Origin of the sequence: Arcanobacterium haemolyticum DSM 20595 (genome assembly GCF_000092365.1) — a bacterium.
Taxonomy (GTDB): Bacteria; Actinomycetota; Actinomycetes; order Actinomycetales; family Actinomycetaceae; genus Arcanobacterium; species Arcanobacterium haemolyticum.
In genome coordinates this window covers 725,741-744,444 of sequence record NC_014218.1, presented here as the reverse complement: position 1 = coordinate 744,444, position 18,704 = coordinate 725,741, and the positions used below count along the sequence as shown (strand labels likewise).

Annotated in this window: 17 protein-coding genes; 7 read left to right on the top strand and 10 right to left on the bottom strand. The window is 53.5% G+C overall.

Annotated elements, in window-relative coordinates:
- Window positions 1-16 precede the first annotated feature (16 nt).
- Window positions 17-649, top strand: coding sequence for a class I SAM-dependent methyltransferase (locus ARCH_RS03320; protein WP_013169885.1), 633 nt, complete (start codon window positions 17-19; stop codon window positions 647-649).
- On the opposite strand, the gene miaA is transcribed toward ARCH_RS03320, so the two are convergent.
- From miaA to ARCH_RS03280, 9 genes are all read right to left on the bottom strand, one after another.
- Window positions 621-1,568, bottom strand: coding sequence for a tRNA (adenosine(37)-N6)-dimethylallyltransferase MiaA (gene miaA, locus ARCH_RS03315; protein ID WP_013169884.1), 948 nt, complete (start codon window positions 1,566-1,568; stop codon window positions 621-623). The two genes, ARCH_RS03320 and miaA, sit on opposite strands and share 29 nt — an antisense overlap.
- A complete protein-coding gene (miaB, locus tag ARCH_RS03310) occupies window positions 1,569-3,113 on the bottom strand; it encodes a tRNA (N6-isopentenyl adenosine(37)-C2)-methylthiotransferase MiaB (protein WP_013169883.1) in 1,545 nt (514 codons plus the stop codon).
- Between the two features lie 96 nt (window positions 3,114-3,209).
- Entirely contained in the window at window positions 3,210-3,797 is a 588-nt protein-coding gene (locus tag ARCH_RS03305; RefSeq protein ID WP_013169882.1) for a regulatory protein RecX, read from the bottom strand.
- Window positions 3,798-3,885: 88 nt separating this feature from the next.
- The gene (gene recA / locus ARCH_RS03300) at window positions 3,886-4,932 is read right to left on the bottom strand and encodes a recombinase RecA (RefSeq protein WP_013169881.1); all 1,047 of its coding nucleotides are present in this window, start codon (window positions 4,930-4,932) and stop codon (window positions 3,886-3,888) included.
- A gap of 301 nt (window positions 4,933-5,233) precedes the next feature.
- Window positions 5,234-5,461 carry a DUF3046 domain-containing protein gene (locus ARCH_RS10460; RefSeq protein ID WP_013169880.1) on the bottom strand — a complete coding sequence of 76 codons (228 nt, stop codon included), beginning with the start codon at window positions 5,459-5,461 and terminating at the stop codon, window positions 5,234-5,236.
- A 2-nt stretch (window positions 5,462-5,463) separates the two neighbouring features.
- Window positions 5,464-5,817, bottom strand: a complete 354-nt coding sequence (locus ARCH_RS03295; protein WP_223804438.1) for a helix-turn-helix domain-containing protein — start codon at window positions 5,815-5,817, stop codon at window positions 5,464-5,466.
- 195 nt (window positions 5,818-6,012) lie between these two features.
- Window positions 6,013-6,492, bottom strand: coding sequence for a CinA family protein (locus ARCH_RS03290; protein WP_013169878.1), 480 nt, complete (start codon window positions 6,490-6,492; stop codon window positions 6,013-6,015).
- Window positions 6,493-6,498: 6 nt separating this feature from the next.
- The gene (gene pgsA, locus ARCH_RS03285; RefSeq protein ID WP_041640341.1) at window positions 6,499-7,107 is read right to left on the bottom strand and encodes a CDP-diacylglycerol--glycerol-3-phosphate 3-phosphatidyltransferase; all 609 of its coding nucleotides are present in this window, start codon (window positions 7,105-7,107) and stop codon (window positions 6,499-6,501) included.
- 48 nt (window positions 7,108-7,155) lie between these two features.
- Complete coding sequence (locus ARCH_RS03280; protein WP_013169876.1) at window positions 7,156-9,687, bottom strand: FtsK/SpoIIIE family DNA translocase; 2,532 nt, start codon at window positions 9,685-9,687, stop codon at window positions 7,156-7,158.
- Window positions 9,688-9,821: 134 nt separating this feature from the next.
- Between ARCH_RS03280 and ARCH_RS03275 the strand changes: the two genes are divergently transcribed.
- The 6 genes from ARCH_RS03275 to ARCH_RS03250 all read left to right on the top strand — a co-directional run bounded on the left by ARCH_RS03275 (window position 9,822) and on the right by ARCH_RS03250 (window position 16,867).
- A complete protein-coding gene (locus tag ARCH_RS03275) occupies window positions 9,822-10,730 on the top strand; it encodes a 2-hydroxyacid dehydrogenase (RefSeq protein ID WP_013169875.1) in 909 nt (302 codons plus the stop codon).
- Between the two features lie 98 nt (window positions 10,731-10,828).
- The gene (locus ARCH_RS03270) at window positions 10,829-11,602 is read left to right on the top strand and encodes a sensor histidine kinase (RefSeq protein ID WP_013169874.1); all 774 of its coding nucleotides are present in this window, start codon (window positions 10,829-10,831) and stop codon (window positions 11,600-11,602) included.
- A gap of 18 nt (window positions 11,603-11,620) precedes the next feature.
- Window positions 11,621-12,307: a response regulator gene (locus ARCH_RS03265; protein ID WP_013169873.1), complete on the top strand. Its 687-nt coding sequence runs from the start codon at window positions 11,621-11,623 to the stop codon at window positions 12,305-12,307.
- A 467-nt stretch (window positions 12,308-12,774) separates the two neighbouring features.
- Window positions 12,775-13,827 (top strand): ABC transporter substrate-binding protein, encoded by a 1,053-nt coding sequence (locus tag ARCH_RS03260; RefSeq protein ID WP_013169872.1) that lies wholly within the window; start codon window positions 12,775-12,777, stop codon window positions 13,825-13,827.
- A 33-nt stretch (window positions 13,828-13,860) separates the two neighbouring features.
- Window positions 13,861-15,651, top strand: a complete 1,791-nt coding sequence (locus ARCH_RS03255; RefSeq protein ID WP_013169871.1) for an ABC transporter permease — start codon at window positions 13,861-13,863, stop codon at window positions 15,649-15,651.
- A 91-nt stretch (window positions 15,652-15,742) separates the two neighbouring features.
- Window positions 15,743-16,867 (top strand): ABC transporter ATP-binding protein, encoded by a 1,125-nt coding sequence (locus tag ARCH_RS03250; protein ID WP_013169870.1) that lies wholly within the window; start codon window positions 15,743-15,745, stop codon window positions 16,865-16,867.
- 154 nt (window positions 16,868-17,021) lie between these two features.
- Here the strand turns inward: ARCH_RS03250 and ARCH_RS03245 are convergent, their stop codons facing one another.
- Entirely contained in the window at window positions 17,022-18,695 is a 1,674-nt protein-coding gene (locus ARCH_RS03245) for a ribonuclease J (RefSeq protein ID WP_013169869.1), read from the bottom strand.
- Window positions 18,696-18,704: the final 9 nt, after the last annotated feature.

Here is an 18,704-nt window from a genome sequence, read left to right as displayed (position 1 = left end):
ACGTATCGTTGAGTGGGTGAACAGCCACTATTTTTCTACAGTTCCTGACGTTTCCTCCGCCCCGCACAGCCTGACTTACTCTGCGTTCGATCGCGAGTGGACAGTCACGGTTGATTCGGGCGTGTTTTCTCCGTCCGGTTTGGATAAGGGGACGGCCGTGTTGTTACATAAGGTTCCGATTTCTGACCTGGAACCTGGATCCGTGGTTGCGGATATTGGGTGTGGTTGGGGCCCGATCACGTTGGCGCTTGCAGATACGTATCCAGATGCGCGGGTGGTTGCGTGTGACGTGAACGAACGCGCGGTGGCTTTGGCGTCAAAGAATTGCTCTGATCTGGGTTTTTCCAACGTCCAGGTAGGTTTAGCTGACGACGTCGTGGCCCAGCTACGCGATGAGATCTCACGTGGCGTCCATTCTGGGATTGATGTGTTGTGGTCTAACCCGCCGATTCGTATTGGCAAAGACGAATTACACAAGTTGCTACTGACCTGGCTTGGTTTGCTGTCTCCTTCTGGCCACGCTTACATGGTGGTTCAGAAGAATTTGGGTGCAGATTCGCTTGCGAAGTGGATTGACGCTCAGGGTTTCCCAACAGAAAAGATTGGTTCTGCGAAGGGTTTTAGAATTCTTCACGTGCGGAAGCGATAAGTTCTCGTGCTTGGTTGGTTGCGGTATCGATGTCTGCATTAACGACGTCGATCCATGCGATGCGTGGATCTGGCCGGAACCAGGTGCGTTGTTTTTTGGCGAGCCTGCGGGTGTGAAGCGCCACTGATTCGATCGCTTCTGGAATGCTAAGGCGCTCATCAATAACATCGATGGCTTCCGCATATCCGGTGGCTTTCGATGCTGTTGGGCTACCTCGTAATCCTTGATCTAGCAGGGTTAGCGTTTCGTCGATGAGCCCTGATTTAAACATGGTTTCAGCCCGATGCCCGATTGCTTCGTTGAGTTCATCGCGGTCACGCCGAACCCCGATATGGAGTGTATTGGTGTAGTGGCTGGTGTGCCGTGGGAATATTGGCGTGTATGAATGCCCGGTTAACCGCACGACTTCAAGTGCACGAATAACCCGCCGGGGGTTGGCAAGGTTAATTGTTTCAGCTGACACTGGATCTTTGTCAGCTAGTTCCGCGATAAGCGGTTCTAGGCCGTGTGTTTCCCAGATGTCTTCGAGTTCGCGCCGAATCTGGGGATCTGTGCCGGGGAAATCGAGTTCATCAAGGAGCGCACTGATGTAGAGGCCGGATCCACCAACAACAAGCGGAATCCGCCCACGTCCATGGATGGCAGCTATATCTGCGCGTGCATATTCTTGATATGCGGCAACTGATGCTGGTTGGGTGACGTCCAAAACATCGAGTTGATGGTGTGCGATTCCAGCGCGTTCTTCTTCTGTTATCTTGGCCGTGCCAATATCCATTCCACGATAGAGCTGCATGGCATCGGCAGAGATGATTTCAACATGCTCTGCCCCACCGAGCGTATGCGCCAGGCGGATAGAAAGGGCCGTTTTACCGGAGGCGGTAGGCCCAACAACAGCAATAACAGGAAGATTCATGCGCATTCAGTTCTTCCGAATTGGGATTCCTGGGATACCAAGAGCAACCGGAGCACGCCCAGCAGCTTCTTCAGCGAGCTGTGCCTTACGGCGTTCGCCGGCTTCGTAGGCATCTCCCGCGCGAGTCTTCCGAATTTCAAAGAAGCCGCCTTCTAACGCCGAATCAGCAACAAGATGATACGGAGCAGCGTGAGTAACAATTGCCGAAACCATATCGCCTGGACGTGGTGTTTCTTCAAGGCCTTCTGGCAGAGCGATATGGACGAGCCGGTTGTCTGCAGCACGGCCTGTGATACGGGACGTACTGGCATCTTTACGGCCGCCATCGCTAGAAACAAGCACATCCACGCGTTCACCAATGAGCTTCTGGTTTTCTTCCAAGGTGATTCGGTTTTGCAAAGCGATGAGGCGCTGATAACGTTCCGATGCAACATCTGCTGGAACCTGATCTTCCATATCTGCTGCAGGAGTTCCTGGGCGTGGCGAATATAAGAAGGTGAAGGCAGATGCAAAACGGGACTTTTCAACAACATCAAGTGTTGCTTGGAAATCTTCTTCCGTTTCCCCTGGGAAGCCCACAATAATATCCGTGGTGATCGCGGCGTTAGGGATACGTTCCCGAACTCGATCAAGAATTCCAAGGAACTTAGCCGAACGGTACGATCTACGCATGGCGCGAAGTACCCGATCCGATCCTGATTGGAGTGGCATGTGCAAGGTTGGCATCACGTTTGGTGTTTCGGCCATGGCATCAATGACGTCATCCGTGAATGCAGCCGGATGCGGGGACGTGAAACGTACGCGCTCTAGACCATCAATATCACCACATGCACGGAGCAGTTTAGCAAATGCTCCACGATCGCCGAAGCCAACGCCATAGGAGTTCACGTTCTGACCTAGGAGGGTTACTTCGATTGCGCCTTCTGATACCACTGCTTCAACTTCCGACAGGATTTCACCAGGCCGGCGATCGCGTTCTTTACCGCGAAGATGAGGAACAATGCAGAATGTGCACGTGTTGTTGCATCCCACGGAGATCGATACCCATGCGGCGTATGCCGATTCACGATGTGTTGGGAGCGTTGACGGGAATACCTTCAACGATTCTTCAATTTCAACGGCAGCTTTCTTGTTATGGCGTGCACGCTCCAACAAGGCCGGAAGAACATCTAAGTTGTGAGTGCCAAGAACAACATCAACCCATGGGGCGCGTTTCACGATGCCGTCGCGCATCTGCTGCGCAAGGCATCCGCCAACGGCGATCTGCATATCAGGGCGGGCATCCTTCACTGCCTTGAGCTGGCCGAGGTGTCCGAAGAGCTTATTTGCCGCATTTTCACGAACCGAGCAGGTGTTAATCACTAACACATCTGCGCCTTGATCACCGGCTTCGGTTGCACGTGCAGCCTTTTCTGGAACGAGTTCCACAGGAACAATTCCAGCCTGATCAAGAAGGCCAGCCATGCGTTCAGAATCATGGACGTTCATTTGGCATCCGAGGGTGCGCACAGCGTACGTTTTAATATCCGTTGCCTTGAGTTTCTCGTTCATAAAAGCCCTTACGTGTGAATGTTCTTCAACCGGCAAGTTTAATAGATTCGTTGTATTGATAGCATTGTGGAGCGGTGGGTGTGATACGCATATCCCCTATTCCGGCTCTTCTTCCAGCGATTCCAAAGCTGAGTTCACGGCGTTGCGGATCTGATCAGGGTTGAATCCTCTTCGTGCTAAGGCGCCGTACAAGCGCCGCCGAATTACGTCCTTCTCTAAACCGCGCATTGTCCTAACCTTTCGAACCGCGAAATCGCGAGCCGCTTCGTATTCATCGTGTGAATCGATCTGTTCAAGGGCGTGTTCAATCAACGAATCAACAATTCCGCGCCGTTTAAGTTCTTCTTTCAGTCCCCTGCGCGAGATCGTTTTTTCAGCAAATTTCGATCGCACAAACATGTGGGCAAACCGTGAATCATCAACTAGCCCTGCGCCTTCGAATGCGTGAAGAGTAGACTCAATGATTTCTTCTGGAACAAGATTTCGAACCATGGACTGCCGTAACTGTTCAACAGACCGTTCCATCATGCCCAGCTGGCGGTAGCATAGATCTTTCGCGTACTGGATCCATTCTTCTTCTGTACGTGCCGCAGCACGTTCAGCCTTACGCTTCGCAATATCTGCCGCAGAACGATAAGCCTTCTTGCGCGGGCGAAAATCTGCATCTTCAGCGTAATTAACCATGATTATTTATTGCCCCTGCACCTGCCCTAGATGCCATCCGGTGTGGGGCGAGAATCGCCCCACACCCAAGGTGTACATTTTCCGTGTTTTAGACTTCCGGTGCTTCTTCTGGTTCTTCCGCCGGCGATCCATCCTTATTGATGCCGATGGTAGCAAGAACCTTACGTTCGATTTCATCAGAGATTTCAGGGTTGTCCAGAAGGAATTGACGTGCCTTTTCCTTGCCCTGGCCAAGCTGATCGCCTTCATACGTATACCAGGATCCAGAACGGCGAACAATACCGGTATCTACCGCAAGATCAATAATGCCACCTTCGGTGGAAATGCCCTTGCCGTAGAGGATATCGAATTCTGCCTGCTTAAACGGCGGAGCCATCTTGTTTTTTACAACCTTCACGCGGGTGCGGTTACCCACTGGTGTAGAACCTTCTTTAAGCGTTTCAATGCGGCGCACATCCAAACGAACCGACGCATAGAATTTGAGTGCCTTTCCACCCGTGGTGGTTTCAGGATTGCCGTAGAAAACACCAATTTTTTCACGCAACTGATTAATAAAAATCGCGGTAGTTCCGGCAGCAGACAACGCACCAGTGAGCTTACGCAGTGCCTGCGACATCAAACGTGCTTGAAGGCCAACGTGGGAATCACCCATTTCGCCTTCGATTTCAGCCTTCGGAACAAGAGCTGCCACGGAATCGATCACGATGATATCTAGTGCTCCAGAACGAATCAGCATATCGGCAATTTCAAGAGCCTGTTCACCCGTATCTGGCTGGGAAACAATCAACGCATCCGTATCAACGCCTAGCTTACGAGCATATTCAGGATCCAGCGCGTGTTCCGCATCAACAAATGCTGCAATACCGCCAGCCTTTTGAGCGTTCGCTACCGCGTGTAGCGCCACTGTGGTTTTACCGGAGGATTCTGGCCCGTAGATTTCCACCACACGGCCGCGAGGGAGCCCACCAATACCCAACGCAACATCAAGCGCCAGCGATCCAGTTGGGATCACAGAAACGCGCTGCGGTGGAGCATCCCCCAAACGCATGGCAGAACCCTTACCAAACTGACGATCAATTTGCCCCAAAGCAGTTTCTAGCGCCTTTGCACGCGCATCTTTTTCTTTAGCAGCCATCTTCAAGCTTCCTCACAATCATGTAGTAAAAATATCGAACAGAACAGGTCTAGTTAACACGAGATCTTCTCTCCGAATACCTCATGAGAACAGCTTATGACCGACCTCCGACATAAAACGTTGGCACCTGCATTTCCGTGGAAAACTCCTACACCAACGTGTTCTGTGGACAACCTTATCCGAACGCCTGTTCGATTTCCACACGACACCCATCGCTCTAACAACCACGCAGCCACGTCCGCTATAAATACTGGCATTAGAATAAAAACTGGTGGAAGGCATGCCTCCCACCAGTTCCTCACTATTTTAGATCCCGAGGATTGATCTTATGTAAGTATTCAAATCTTTCCGGAAGATCTATGCTACGCCGTAACGCAGACCAGACCCGTTGAGGATCTTCACGATCTTCCAGCGCTTGTTCCGCAGTGCGCGATCCTAATTCAGGAATCACCAAATCCTTCACTAAACCATGCCCTAACCCACCAGGGAAAGCACGATCTACACACTGCCAGAACTCAGTATGCTTCACAATCAGCCACGCATAGCAGCCAGCTCAGCACGAACAAGAGATTCTGGAACAGAATCTGGGATACGCGGCTTACGCATCATTGGCGGAATACGACCTTCAGCAAGATCGGTACGATCTGCTACCAAACGCAAAATGTGACTCATCGGAACATTGAGCGCCACCGAAATCGACTGCAACAGTTCAGAGGACGCTTCCTTCTTACCACGTTCGACTTCGGACAGGTAGCCTAACGAAACACGGGCATCGGAGGACACTTCGCGAAGGGTACGCCCCTGCCGCTGACGGTACTCACGAAGCACTTCACCAAGTTCATGACGGAACAGGACGTTTTCGCGGGTCATGTCATTCATTGTCATCTTCTTCAAACCTCTTTTCACCAAGTTCAAGCTCTTGGCTTTAGCTTTCATCAAATAGCTCAACGCATCTTGATGTAAATATCTTCCCAAGCTATCCTGTGAATTTACTGGATTTCCTCTGCGCACCGCCTTACAGATCCATAAACCGCAGTAAAACACTACTCAAAGTAGTATCCAGTATATTATACCTCACATTTACTTTTCTTTGATTAAACGCAGGATTGTTTCCAACGCCTTATCCACAGTCTGGCATCGCACAGTAGCCCTATCACCAGGGAAAAGAAACTGCTCCGCACCACTTTCACCCTGATACCACCAGCCAATCCATACACATCCAGCGAGATGCCCATCGGATGGCCCAGGGCCAGCCACGCCCGTCGTCGAAACCCCAAAATCTGCCCCAAAAAGTTTCGCAACACCCGCCGCCATCTGGCAAGCGACATCGTGATCAACAGGACCCGTGACTGCCAAACGCGCCTCACTCACGCCAAGCACCGAAGCCTTCGTGTCAGCAGCGTACGTCACTGCACCACCACGAAAAATAGTCGACGCTCCAGGCACGTCCACAATCGAACTAGCCAACGCACCACCAGTCAACGATTCAGCAACGGCAACACATACGCCACGCTCACAGCACTCCGAAACAACCTGACGCCCTAAGCTCTCCGCTGCCATCAGGCCCTACTCACCTGCAGAATCAGCGCGCGGTTCAACTTCCGCAGAAATCTTACGCGCCTCAAGAACATACTCAACAGCACTGCTAATCGCGAAAACCAACGCAATTCCCATCAACGCATAGGAAGCACCAACCAAGATTTCAGCGAACGTCTCAGGCAAGAAGGTAAACCACGGAAGAATCAAGCCCGCAATCCCAAACGATTGCGCCATCATCTTCGCCTTACCACCCCAACCGGCAGCCATCACCTTCTTCTTCACCATAAACATACGCATTAATGTAATGCCCAGTTCACGAGCGATGAAAACGATAGTCATCCACCACCACAGGCGCCCATGCCACGAAAGCAACACCAGACCAGAAATAATCAGCGCCTTATCCGCAATCGAATCCGCCAACTTCCCAAAGTCAGTAATCAGATTATACTTACGCGCAAAATGCCCATCGAGCTTATCCGTAATCGCAGCAACAGCGAAAATCGCCCAGGCCAACCAGCGCCGCCCATCCGTGTCACTCAAAAACGCGACAATGAAAACCGGCACCAAGACCAATCGAAGGACGGTCAAAACATTGGCAATGTTGAAATTAGAAATTCGCTGTTCGTTCACCCTCATATCATAAAGGTTTTCTGGCAAAAGTGGCGCCTGAAAAGCAGTTCAGGTTCATCTACCAGTTAATTGCCAGGCATCTTCGCCAGATTCGCCTTCCCCGTCAAGTTCGTCATCATACCAATTGCGCGCAACATCGCCCTCTGCCCCACCAGCCAGCGGATCCGTTGCATAACGGTTGGTTGGCATAACAACCGTACCGTCATCATCTGCAGCATACTGTGCACTATCAACGATCTGTGTGGCACCAGGATCTTCTGCCGGCGCAGACAGATCCACATCTTCACCCTTGATCAACGCAATAACATCCGGCAACTGTTCAGGAGTCACAAGAACATCACGCGCCTTGCCACCCGTGCCCGGCCCCACGATTTCACGCGATTCGAGCAAATCCATCATACGGCCCGCCTTTGCAAAACCAATACGCAACTTGCGTTGCAACATCGACGTGGAACCAAACTGCGTGTTCACCACAAGCTCCGCGGCCTGCAACAAGACGTCCAGATCGTCACCGATTTCTTCGTCAATCTTCTTAGCTTCAGCCTTCGGAATCACATCTTCACGATACGACGGCTGCATCTGAGCCTTCACATGCTTCACCGTGGCCGCAATTTCTTCCTCATCCACCCACGCACCTTGCACACGCATCGGTTTCATCGAACCGGCAGGAGCAAACAACGCATCACCCATACCGATCAATTTTTCGGCACCAACCGAATCAAGAATCGTACGCGAATCGGTAGCCGACGAAGTTGAAAATGCCAAACGCGACGGAACATTCGCCTTAATCAAACCAGTCACGACATCCACAGACGGGCGCTGCGTTGCCAACACCAAGTGAATACCCGCAGCACGTGCAAGCTGAGTAATACGCTGAATCGACGCTTCCACATCACGCGGCGCCACCATCATCAGATCCGCCAATTCGTCCACAACCACCAGCAAATACGGGTACGGCTGCAGATTGCGCTGAGAACCTTCATGGGCAGTCACTTTTCCTTCGCGTACTGCCGCATTGAAATCATCAATATGCTTAAAACCATATGCCGCCAGATCGTCATACCGCTGATCCATTTCACGAACCACCCATTCAAGCGCCTCCGCAGCCTTCTTCGGGTTCGTAATAATCGGCGTGATCAGATGCGGAATCCCCGCATAAATCGTCAGCTCCACACGCTTCGGATCAACCAGAATCATGCGCACCTGATCCGGAGTGGAACGAATCATGATCGACGTAATCATCGAATTAATAAACGACGATTTACCAGCGCCCGTCGCACCTGCCACCAAAAGGTGGGGCATCTTAGCCAAATTCGCAACTACGTACTGGCCGCCAACATTCTTGCCCACGCCTACCACAAGCGGATGCGTTTGCTTGAGCGCCACAGACGATCGCAACACGTCGCCCAACATAACCGTTTCACGATCAGTATTCGGAATTTCAATACCAACCGCCGATTTACCAGGGATCGGAGACAAAATACGAACATCCGACGACGCCACTGCATACGCAATGTTCTTCGATAACGATTCGATCTTATCGACCTTCACACCAGGCCCAAGTTCAACCTCATACTGAGTCACTGTTGGACCACGCGAAAAGCCCGTCACTTCCGCATTAACCGAAAACTCCGAAAACACGCGCGTCAACGCCTCCACCACATGATCGTTCACTTCCGAACGCTCCACATGCGGAGGCCCCTGCTTCAAGAATTCCATAGACGGCAACGTGTACGTGGCATTAGATGCCAACTCAATCTGCTCAATCCGTTCCGGAACCGGTTCCGGCTTCGCAGCCTTACGTTCCGGTTCAGCATGCGGCCGAGCCGGAACCTGCTTCGGCGCCATCACACGAGTAGGCTCCACAGCAGGACGCTTCTTTGGTTCTGCAGGCGGTTGCGGATCGTGGGCTTTCATCGCGATACGACGCAGGCGCGAGACGGGAGCCTCGTCGTCGACTTCTTCTGGATGATCAAACGGAACCGACGCCGAATGCTCCGGCTCAAACTCCGCGCGCGCCGCACGCTTATCCGACACCCACTCTACAATGTCCTTCACAGACGTGCCGGTAGCATACAAAACCGCATAAATACAAACAAAAATCAAAACTGGGATCGCGCCCCACACGGACAAAAGCTTCGCCAAACCGGACCCCACCAGGAAGCCAACAAGACCACCCGCGGCCTCCACAGCAGCAAACCCAGCAGTTACCTGTGGTTGCCCCATAAAAATATGGATCATCGCAGTCAACGCAACCACAATCAGCCCAACGCCAACAAGAAAACGCGGCGTAGCCTCAGAATCAGACGCGCGGAACAACTTCACCACAATGCCAACCAGCAGGACAGGAACAAAAACAGACAACACGCCAACGACACCGGCGGTCGCATGATGAATAACCGGACCAATCGCACCCGAAAGCCCAAACCACTCCCGCAACGCAATAATAATCGCCAAACCAATCAACATGAAAAGCCGGCCACCATTACCACCCAAAATGCGCTCAGACGCACTTGGCGCCACCGGCTCAGGGGCAGACTTCTTAGGTTTCCGTGCCGGATTTTGTGCAGATCCAGAGCGTGCCACTTGATTCCCTCCTTGCACTATGCAACAGGCATAGATAAAACAAGCCTAGAACGAAACACCCGCTTCTTCACACCTGGCACGCCAATACCTTTATATTGCGACTCAGATCGCTAGAGCTGTACTAGGCTAGAAGCATGACACTTATAGTTTCTTCCCCGAATAATACAGTCCGTGCAAGCCTCGAAAAATTTGGCGCTGACGTGGAGATAGTCGATTGGGATCTGCGTGGGCCGGCGCCCGCGGATCGAATCGACATGGTTGTGACCCCGCTCCTCAACGGCAACCCCGATTACCGCCATCTTGATGGGCTGGATTTCGATTACGTCCAATGCTCCACTCTTGGATACGAACCGATCCTCCCACACCTCGCGCCCCACCACGTGCTGGCCAACGCGAAAACAGTTCACGAAACGTCCACTGCCGAATTGACGCTCATGCTCACGCTGGCGATGCAACGCGATGTGAAACGGTCCATCGCCGCCCAAGCCCGCGGCGAATGGGACACCTTCTTCTCCCCTGGCCTGGCCGATAAGCGCGTGGTGCTGGTGGGCGTTGGTGGCGTTGGGAAGGCGATCGCACAACGTTTGGCACCGTTCGAAGTGGATCTTGTGCGCGTGGGCCGCACCGAACGCGACGATGCGGACGGGCATGTTTATTCCACCGCTCAACTCCCCGATTTGCTCCCTGATGCAGACATCGTGATCCTCATCGTGCCCGCAACAGATGAAACGCGCGGCCTAGTTGGCTCAGAATTTTTGGGGCGGCTCAAGGATGGCGCCCTGGTTGTGAATGTGGCGCGCGGGGTTGTTGTTGATACGGATGCTATGGTGGCCCACGCCGATCGCCTCCGGTTCGCGTTCGATGTTGTTGATCCCGAACCACTCCCGGCTGGCCATCCACTGTACTCCCACTCGAATGTACTGATTTCCGCACACAACGGCGGCTATTCCAAGGCGCTTGCCCCACGGTTGCAGCGGCTGGTTGAGCGCCAGGTGCGGCATTTGCTGGCCGGCGAAGAGCTGGAGAACGTGATTGCCCGGTAGCGGGCGTGCATTCAGTTTGCATTTTTGGCCGCAACCGGGCCTGAAACCCCGGTTTTACTCCGAAAATGCAAACTGAATGCACAGATGAAGGTTTACCCATGCTTATTTCCCTAATTTTGCTGCCTCTCGCGGGATGGTGGTGGACCTACCGCCAACTTTCCCGCGAGCGCTCGCGAAATGATGTGCTGCAACAGCGCGTGCTCACGAATTTGGTGTCGCCGGCTTATCTGTCACACGAGATCCGCACGCCTTTGACGGTGATCAAGGGCGCCGCGGAGATCCTCACGGACGGCGATCTGGGCCCGATTAGCCCTGCTCAACGCCAGTTTTTGGAGACTATCGCCGAAAATTCTGCAACGGCGTGTGCTCTGGCAGAGGATTTTTTAGTGCTGTTTAGTATGGAGAAATCTTTGGCCCAGCTTCACTTGGTCAAAACGGATGTGCGGCAGTTGATGCGTGAGGCTGTGCACGAGTTTCGCATCATGCACGCCTGCGATATTCGGCTTGATAATCACGGGGCTCCAGTTTTTGTGGACGCCGATCCGCGGATGCTCAAGCAGGTTGTGTGGAATTTATTGACGAATTCGGTGCGGCATGGCGGCGAGGGAACACATATTGTTATGCGCGTTTCTGCCGACGATGGCATCGCTTTGATTGTGGTTGAGGATACGGGGATTGGCTTGCTTTCTTCTGCGGCGGATGATGATCCGGTTCGGGTGTCGGTTGGCGATTTGCCGCAGTCGGGTTCTGGGATTGGCATGAAGGTTGTGGAGCATATTATTTCTGCGCATCGTGGCACGTTGGTTGTGGATGCTACGTTGGGTTTTGGCACGCAGGTGTATATTCAGCTTCCGGTGCGCGGGTTGGGTTGAGGGACGAAAGGGTGAGCGATGAGCGTTGTGTTGGTTGTGGATGATGAGCCGCAGATTCGCGCGATTATTGGGTACGTTGTGGAGTCTACGGGGCGTGAGTGGATTGGTGCTGGGAGTGCTGAGGAAGCTCGCGCCGTGTTGCAGGAACGTAGCGTTGAGCTGATTTTGCTTGATGTTATGTTGCCTGGTGCGAGCGGGATTGACTTGTGTGAGGCGGTGCGGGCTTCGTCGTCAACTCCGGTGGTTTTGTTGTCTGCGTTGGGTGACGAAGAGGATCGTATTCGCGGGCTTGAAGCCGGCGCGGACGACTATATTACGAAGCCATTTTCCCCGCGTGAGGTGGGGTTGCGTATTGAGGCGATTTTGCGGCGGCACGGGGATACGTCGTGGAGTGAGGCGGAGGGTATTCGGATCGATTCGGATACGGGTGAGTTGAGTTTTGAGGGTTCGACGACGCTGTTGCCGGCCATGGAGTCTCGCGTCTTGGAGCAACTCTTGCATCATTACAATCGCACGGTGAGTTTTCATGATCTGTTGCATAACGTGTGGAATACGGATGAGAGCGTGGGCGGGCGCGAAATGGTGCGGATTACGGTGCATCGGTTGCGTGCGCATTTGAAGGCCATTGGGGTGCGAGAGAATCTGATTGAGACGGTGCGTGGAACGGGATATCGGGTGCGCCAGCAGTCCAGCAAGGAAGATTAGTCCTGCTGGTTAATCTGGTCTCCTAATAAATATGGCAATCGGACGCCCATCGCTGACCCCATCAAGAACCTGGCCAGTGAGGATGATCAAACAATGCGGGCATACTGGCGCTCGATCATTCTCAAAGAGCGAGCGGCCCGATAAGCACATATAAAACGGATATAAGAATACTTGGAGTTACCACCGCACAAACGGCTGTCGATGCTATGCGGGAGACTTTCTTGTAACCGTGCCGTCAGTTGCACGATATTTTTTACGGTACTCTTCGTATCTGCTACTGCCCTTTCTGCGTTTCAAGAAGGCGTGACCAAGCCGATTCTGGAACAAAACATTCATCTTTCGTGCCTAAGTATTCGCACGTGTAACACACTTGTAATGGTTTGTAACAGAAATTTGCTCGCGTTAGCACGGTCACATGTGAGACGGTGAAGTTATCACAACGATGTGACACTGCAAAGGAGCAACCAATGTCATCGACGTTCAAAAAATCTCTCGGCATCGTCTCCGCGCTCACCCTGGGAGCCATCTCCCTCAGTGGCTGTGCGGTAGAAGAAGGCAAGCAGGCCGAAGGTAGCGGTAGCCTGACCGTTGCTTGTGGCGCACTCGATCAGCTCTGCCAAAAGTGGACTGAAACATTCCAAGAAAAGACTGGCATTCCAACAAAGTTCGTTCGTCTTTCCTCAGGTGAAACCGTAGCCCGTCTTACTGCTACCAAGGGCAATCCTGAATTCGATATTTGGCACGGCGGCCCAGCCGATGGCTTCGGCGCAGCCAACAAGGAAAGCCTGCTCGAAACCTACCAATCCCCTGAAGCAAAGAAGATCCCAGCCGAATACAAGGACGAAAAGGGCACCTGGACCGGCGTCTACATCGGCGTTCTTGGCTTCTGCTCTAACCAAAAGCAACTCGACAAGCTCGGCTTGAAGGCCCCAGAAACGTGGGACGATCTCTTAAAGCCAGAACTTGCACAACAAGTTGAATCCGCACACCCATCCACTTCCGGTACGGCATACACCACCCTCTGGGCACAAAACCTCCGGTTGGGCGGCGAAGATGCAGCAATCGACTACATGAAGAAACTCTCCGGAAACATTCTCCAATACACCAAGTCTGGTACAGCACCTGGCCAGGCAGCAGGCCGCGGCGAAGTCACCACAGGTATCTCCTTCATCCACGATTGTGCCCTCTACAAGGAACAAGGTATGAGTGACATGGTGATCACCACGCCAAAGGACGGCACCGGATACGAAGTCGGCGGTGTTGCCATCATCAAGGGCACAAAGAACCTCGATCTTGCCAAGAAGTACGTCGATTTCGCCATCTCCGCCGAAGCACAAAATATCGGCCCAGAAGTCGGCTCCTACCAGGCACACACCCACCCAGATGCCAAGGATGATCCACGCATCACCAAACTCGATGAGGTCAACCTCCTGAAGTGGAACTTCACCGAAGCTGGCGAAAAGCGAGCAGAGTTCACTAAACGGTTCGACAACGAAGTCGTCGCACCGCCGTCGAAATAATCCTCCACAAGAAAAGGGAGTGAGACGAAAACTATGAGTACTGCACCAATCGCGGGGGCCATGCCGCCGCAACCAGGCACAGAAAATACCGCAACCGCGCGCGAAATTCGACGCACGATACGCAACAAACGCAAACACGGACGGGACGTGCCAACGTTAATCATTACCATCGTTGTCGTCTCAATCCTGCTTCTCCTCACAGTGTTCCCGCTGATCCGAGTCTTTTCGGAAGCGCTCGGGGAACGCGGACTCGAAGTCCTCACCTCAATGGTGTCCGATCCATACCCACGGCAGATTATTCTCAATACGCTCGTGCTCGGAATCGTGGTCGGATTAGCGGGAACACTCATCGGATTCCTCCTGGCGTTCGCACACGTACGCCTCGATTTCAAAGGGAAAAAACTCCTCAACCTGTTGGCACTTATCCCCATCGTTGCCCCACCGTTCGCGGTAGCAACCGCAGTTATCACACTACTGGGGCGCAACGGCATCATCACCAACGGGCTGCTTGGACTCGACAACTTCAACATCTACGGCCTGAAGGGTATGACTCTTGTTCTCACCCTGTCCTTCTTCCCAGTGTCCTACATGAATTTTCGAGGCCTTCTCTCCACCCTCGATCCGTCATTGGAAGAAGCCGCCGCGGATCTCGGAGCCAGCAAATGGAACATCTTCACCCGCATCACCCTACCTCTCATGTTGCCAGGGTTTGCGGCGTCGTTCCTGCTGCTCTTCGTTGAAGCGATCGCTGACCTCGCAAACCCGTTGGTGATTGGTGGCGATTTCACCGTGCTCTCCTCGCGGGCATACATCGCCTTCACCGGCGAATACGATATCCCTGCTGGCGCCGCCTATTCGCTGATTCTGCTGGTGCCGTCCATTCTTGTGTTTGTGATCCAGCAGTACTGGGTGGGCCGCAAAAACACCGTAACCGTAACCGGCAAACCCGCCGGCAAAAAGAAGCTCATCACAGATAACTCGTGGCGCATCCCGATCCTCACCATGGTTGCCTTCATCATGGCCGTGATCATCACGCTCTACGCCACAGTGATCATCGGATCATTCGTGAACATTCTGGGCGTGGACAACACCTGGACACTGGCGAACTACCGCTACGTGCTCTCCGGAATCGGTAACGAAGCCATCCTCGACACCACCATCATGGCACTCATCGCCACCCCGATCGCCGCTTTCCTCTCCATGGTGATCGCCTGGCTGGTAGTCCGCAAACTCAAGCATGGACGCGGAATCGTTGACTTCATTGGCATGTTGGGCCTGGCCGTTCCAGGCACCGTTGTTGGTTTAGGGTACGCGATCACGTTCAACAACCCGGTGATCTTCGGCGGGCGCATGTGGCTCCCCGTGCTGGGCGGCGGCGCGGCCATCTTCGGCGGCGCAATCGCCATCATCATGGTGTACGTGATCCGTTCCGTGCCATCCGGCCAACGCACCGCGATCGCCACCTTGCAACAAATCTCGCCGTCCATCGAAGAAGCCTCCGCATCCCTTGGCGCCGATTCGTTCAAGACCTTCCGCAAAGTCACATTGCCGCTGATTAAACCGGCGCTCGCGGCTGGTTTGATCTACGCGTTCGCGCGAGCCATGACAACCCTCTCCCCTGTTATTTTCCTGGCCACCCCAGACGTTCAAATCATGACCAAGAAAATCCTGGCCGAAGTTGATGCCGGCCGATTCGGAAACGCGTTCGCATTTTCCATGGTCTTGTTCCTGATCGTGATCATGGTGATCGGAATTATCGAACTGATCATGGGCGATGGTTGGACCAAGCTCAAGAAGAAACTGGCTCGCGGAAAACAGCACTGATTGCTGTTGTGCCCGCGTGTGGTTGCATAACGTTACGCACCTCTAACATTTGCCTTTAGTTACCTGCTTTAGTTGAGAAAGAAGACTCCTCATGAATAAGAAAATGACGTCACCTACAGGCCCGCAAGGACGCGTGGTCTTACGGGACATTATCAAGGAATTCCCCACGGATCACGGCGTTTTCCGCGCGGTTGATGACGTAAACATTGAGATTGAGCCGGGCGAGTTTCTGACCTTGCTTGGTCCTTCTGGTTGTGGAAAGACGACGACGTTGCGCATGGTTGCCGGTTTCGAAACGCCTTCGTCTGGTGCTATCGAACTCGATGGCAAGGACATCGTGGCTGTGACTCCGGAGAAGCGGCCAATGACTATGGTATTCCAGTCTTACGCGCTCTTCCCGCATTTGAGTGTCCGGGAGAATATCGAATACGGCTTGAAGATTAAGAAAATGAAGCGCCCCGAGATGGATTCGGCAGTGGATGCTGTGCTGGCGTCGATGAGTTTGACTGGTTTGCAGGATCGTGCGCCGTCTCAGCTTTCTGGTGGCCAGCAGCAGCGTGTGGCACTGGCGCGTGCGATTGTTATGCAGCCAAAAGTGTTGCTGTTCGATGAGCCGTTATCGAACCTGGATGCGAAACTTCGTGAGCGGATGCGGATGGAGTTGCGGCAGATGCAACGCCGGCTGGGAATCACTTCACTTTATGTGACCCACGATCAGTCTGAAGCCATGACGTTGTCTGATCGCGTGCTCGTGATGAATAACGGGAAGATTGAACAAGTGGCTTCTCCTGAAGAAATCTACCGCCACCCGGCTACCGTGTTCGTGGCAGACTTTATCGGGCGCGCGAATTTCTTGCCGTGTGACGTGCTGGAACGCGGAACCGATCAGGTTCGTGTGAATGTGTTGCATGAAGAACTGACAATTCCCGCTCACAGTTCCGTTGCGGGAAGCGACGATACCGTGGTGTTGGTTCGGCCTGAATCTATGCGCCTCGTAGGACTTGCCGATAGCGATCCACGAGCAATCGCTGGCCGCACAGTTCGCGTGCTCTCCACCGTGTTCTTTGGCGATCACGTTGAATACGAAGTTGAAAGCGAATCCGGAACGATTGTTGTAATCGAGTCTGATCCAGATATTGACAAGATCGCTGCCGAAGGCGATTGGGCAAAGATCTCCTTCGATCCGCGTAAGGCGTGGGCGCTTCCGGCGGCATAGCTCCTCCCCTGTGCATTCAGTTTGCATTTTCGGCAACAATCCACCTGAAAACACCTGTTTCGTGCCAAAAATGCAAACTCGGTGCACACTAACCCTATATCAGAGAAGAGCGGCGGGAATCCCCGCCGCTCTTCTGCTATTAGATCCTTGGATTTTACGCTTCAATCACCGTTGGGATGATCATCGGCGATCGGCGCAATGACTTAGCAGCCCACCGGCCAAGGACTCGGCGCATCGCCTGCTGCATCTGGTAGCTGGTGGCGCCTTCGGAAGCAACGGCTTCTTCGAGTGCTTGGGTTACTTGTGGCAGGATATGATCGAATACGGAATCGTCTTCGGCCATGCCGCGGGCTTGGATGTGTGGCCCAGCAATGATTCGGCGCTTTTGTCCATCTACCACGGCGAACACGGCGATAAAGCCTTCTTCCCCAAGGGTTAGGCGATCGGTGAGTTCGGCTTCGGTGATTTCGCCAACTGAAGAGCCGTCAACGTACACATGCCCGCATGGCACTTCGCCAACGATCTTGCACTTGCCTTCGTGCATATCGATCACAGATCCATCCTCTGCGAGCAGCACGTTTTCGGCTGGCACGCCAGTTTTCACAGCAATCGCCCCGTTGGCAACCAGGTGGCGTGGTTCGCCGTGCACAGGCATCACATATTCTGGTTCTACGATGTTGTAGCAGTAGAGCAATTCGCCTTGAGCAGAGTGCCCAGAAACATGGACTTTCGCGTTCCCTTGATGCACCACGCGGGTGCCAAGTTTGGTTAGCCCGTTGATCAGGCGGAATACCGAGTTTTCGTTGCCTGGTATTAGCGAGGATGCGAAGATAACCGTGTCATTTGGCCCAACGGTGATGGACTTGTGGGTGCCGCTAGCGATCCGGGAAAGCACAGCCATCGGCTCCCCTTGCGAACCGGTAGACATGTAGACGATCTGCTCCGGCGCCACGGAATCGGCTTTCTTGAGGTCCACCAGGATCCCGTCCGGTACGTCCAGATAACCGAGTTCTTCGGCGATCCCCATGTTGCGTACCATCGAACGCCCAACGAAGCACACTTTCCGGCCGAACTTCGCCGCAGCATCGAGTACCTGCTGCACACGGTGAACGTGCGATGCGAACGACGCCACCACGATCTGCCCGCTGGACTGCGCAAAAACATTCTCCAACACGGGCCCGATTTCACCTTCGGACCGCACGAACCCCGGCACTTCGGCATTGGTGGAATCCACCATGAACAGGTCAACGCCTTCATCGGCCAGGCGCGCGAAGGTGCGCAGATCGGTGATGCGTCCGTCCAACGGCAACTGGTCCATTTTGAAATCGCCGGTGTGCAGGATAGTTCCGGCTACGGATTTGATGGCTACGGCCAGGGCGTCTGGGATGGAGTGGTTGACGGCCACGAATTCGCATTCGAATGGGCCGATTTGTTCCACGTCGCCTTCTTCAACAACCATGGAAAATGGCTTGATGCGGTGTTCGGCGAGTTTGGCTTCAACGAGCGCTACCGTGAGTTCGGAGCCGATGATGGGAATATCTTCGCGTAGGCGGAGCAGGTATGGGACGGCGCCGATATGATCTTCGTGGCCGTGGGTGAGCACGATGCCGTCGATTGCGTCCATGCGGTCGCGTATGTAATCGAAGTCCGGCAGGATAAGATCTACGCCTGGTTGGGATTCTTCTGGGAAGAGTACGCCGCAATCGACGATGAGGATGCGTCCGTTGAGTTCAAAGACGGTCATGTTTCGGCCGATTTCGCCGATTCCGCCTAGTGGGACGATGCGTACAGTATCTGGTTGAAGTTCGGGAGGCAGTTGTTCATTCACGTTTTCTAT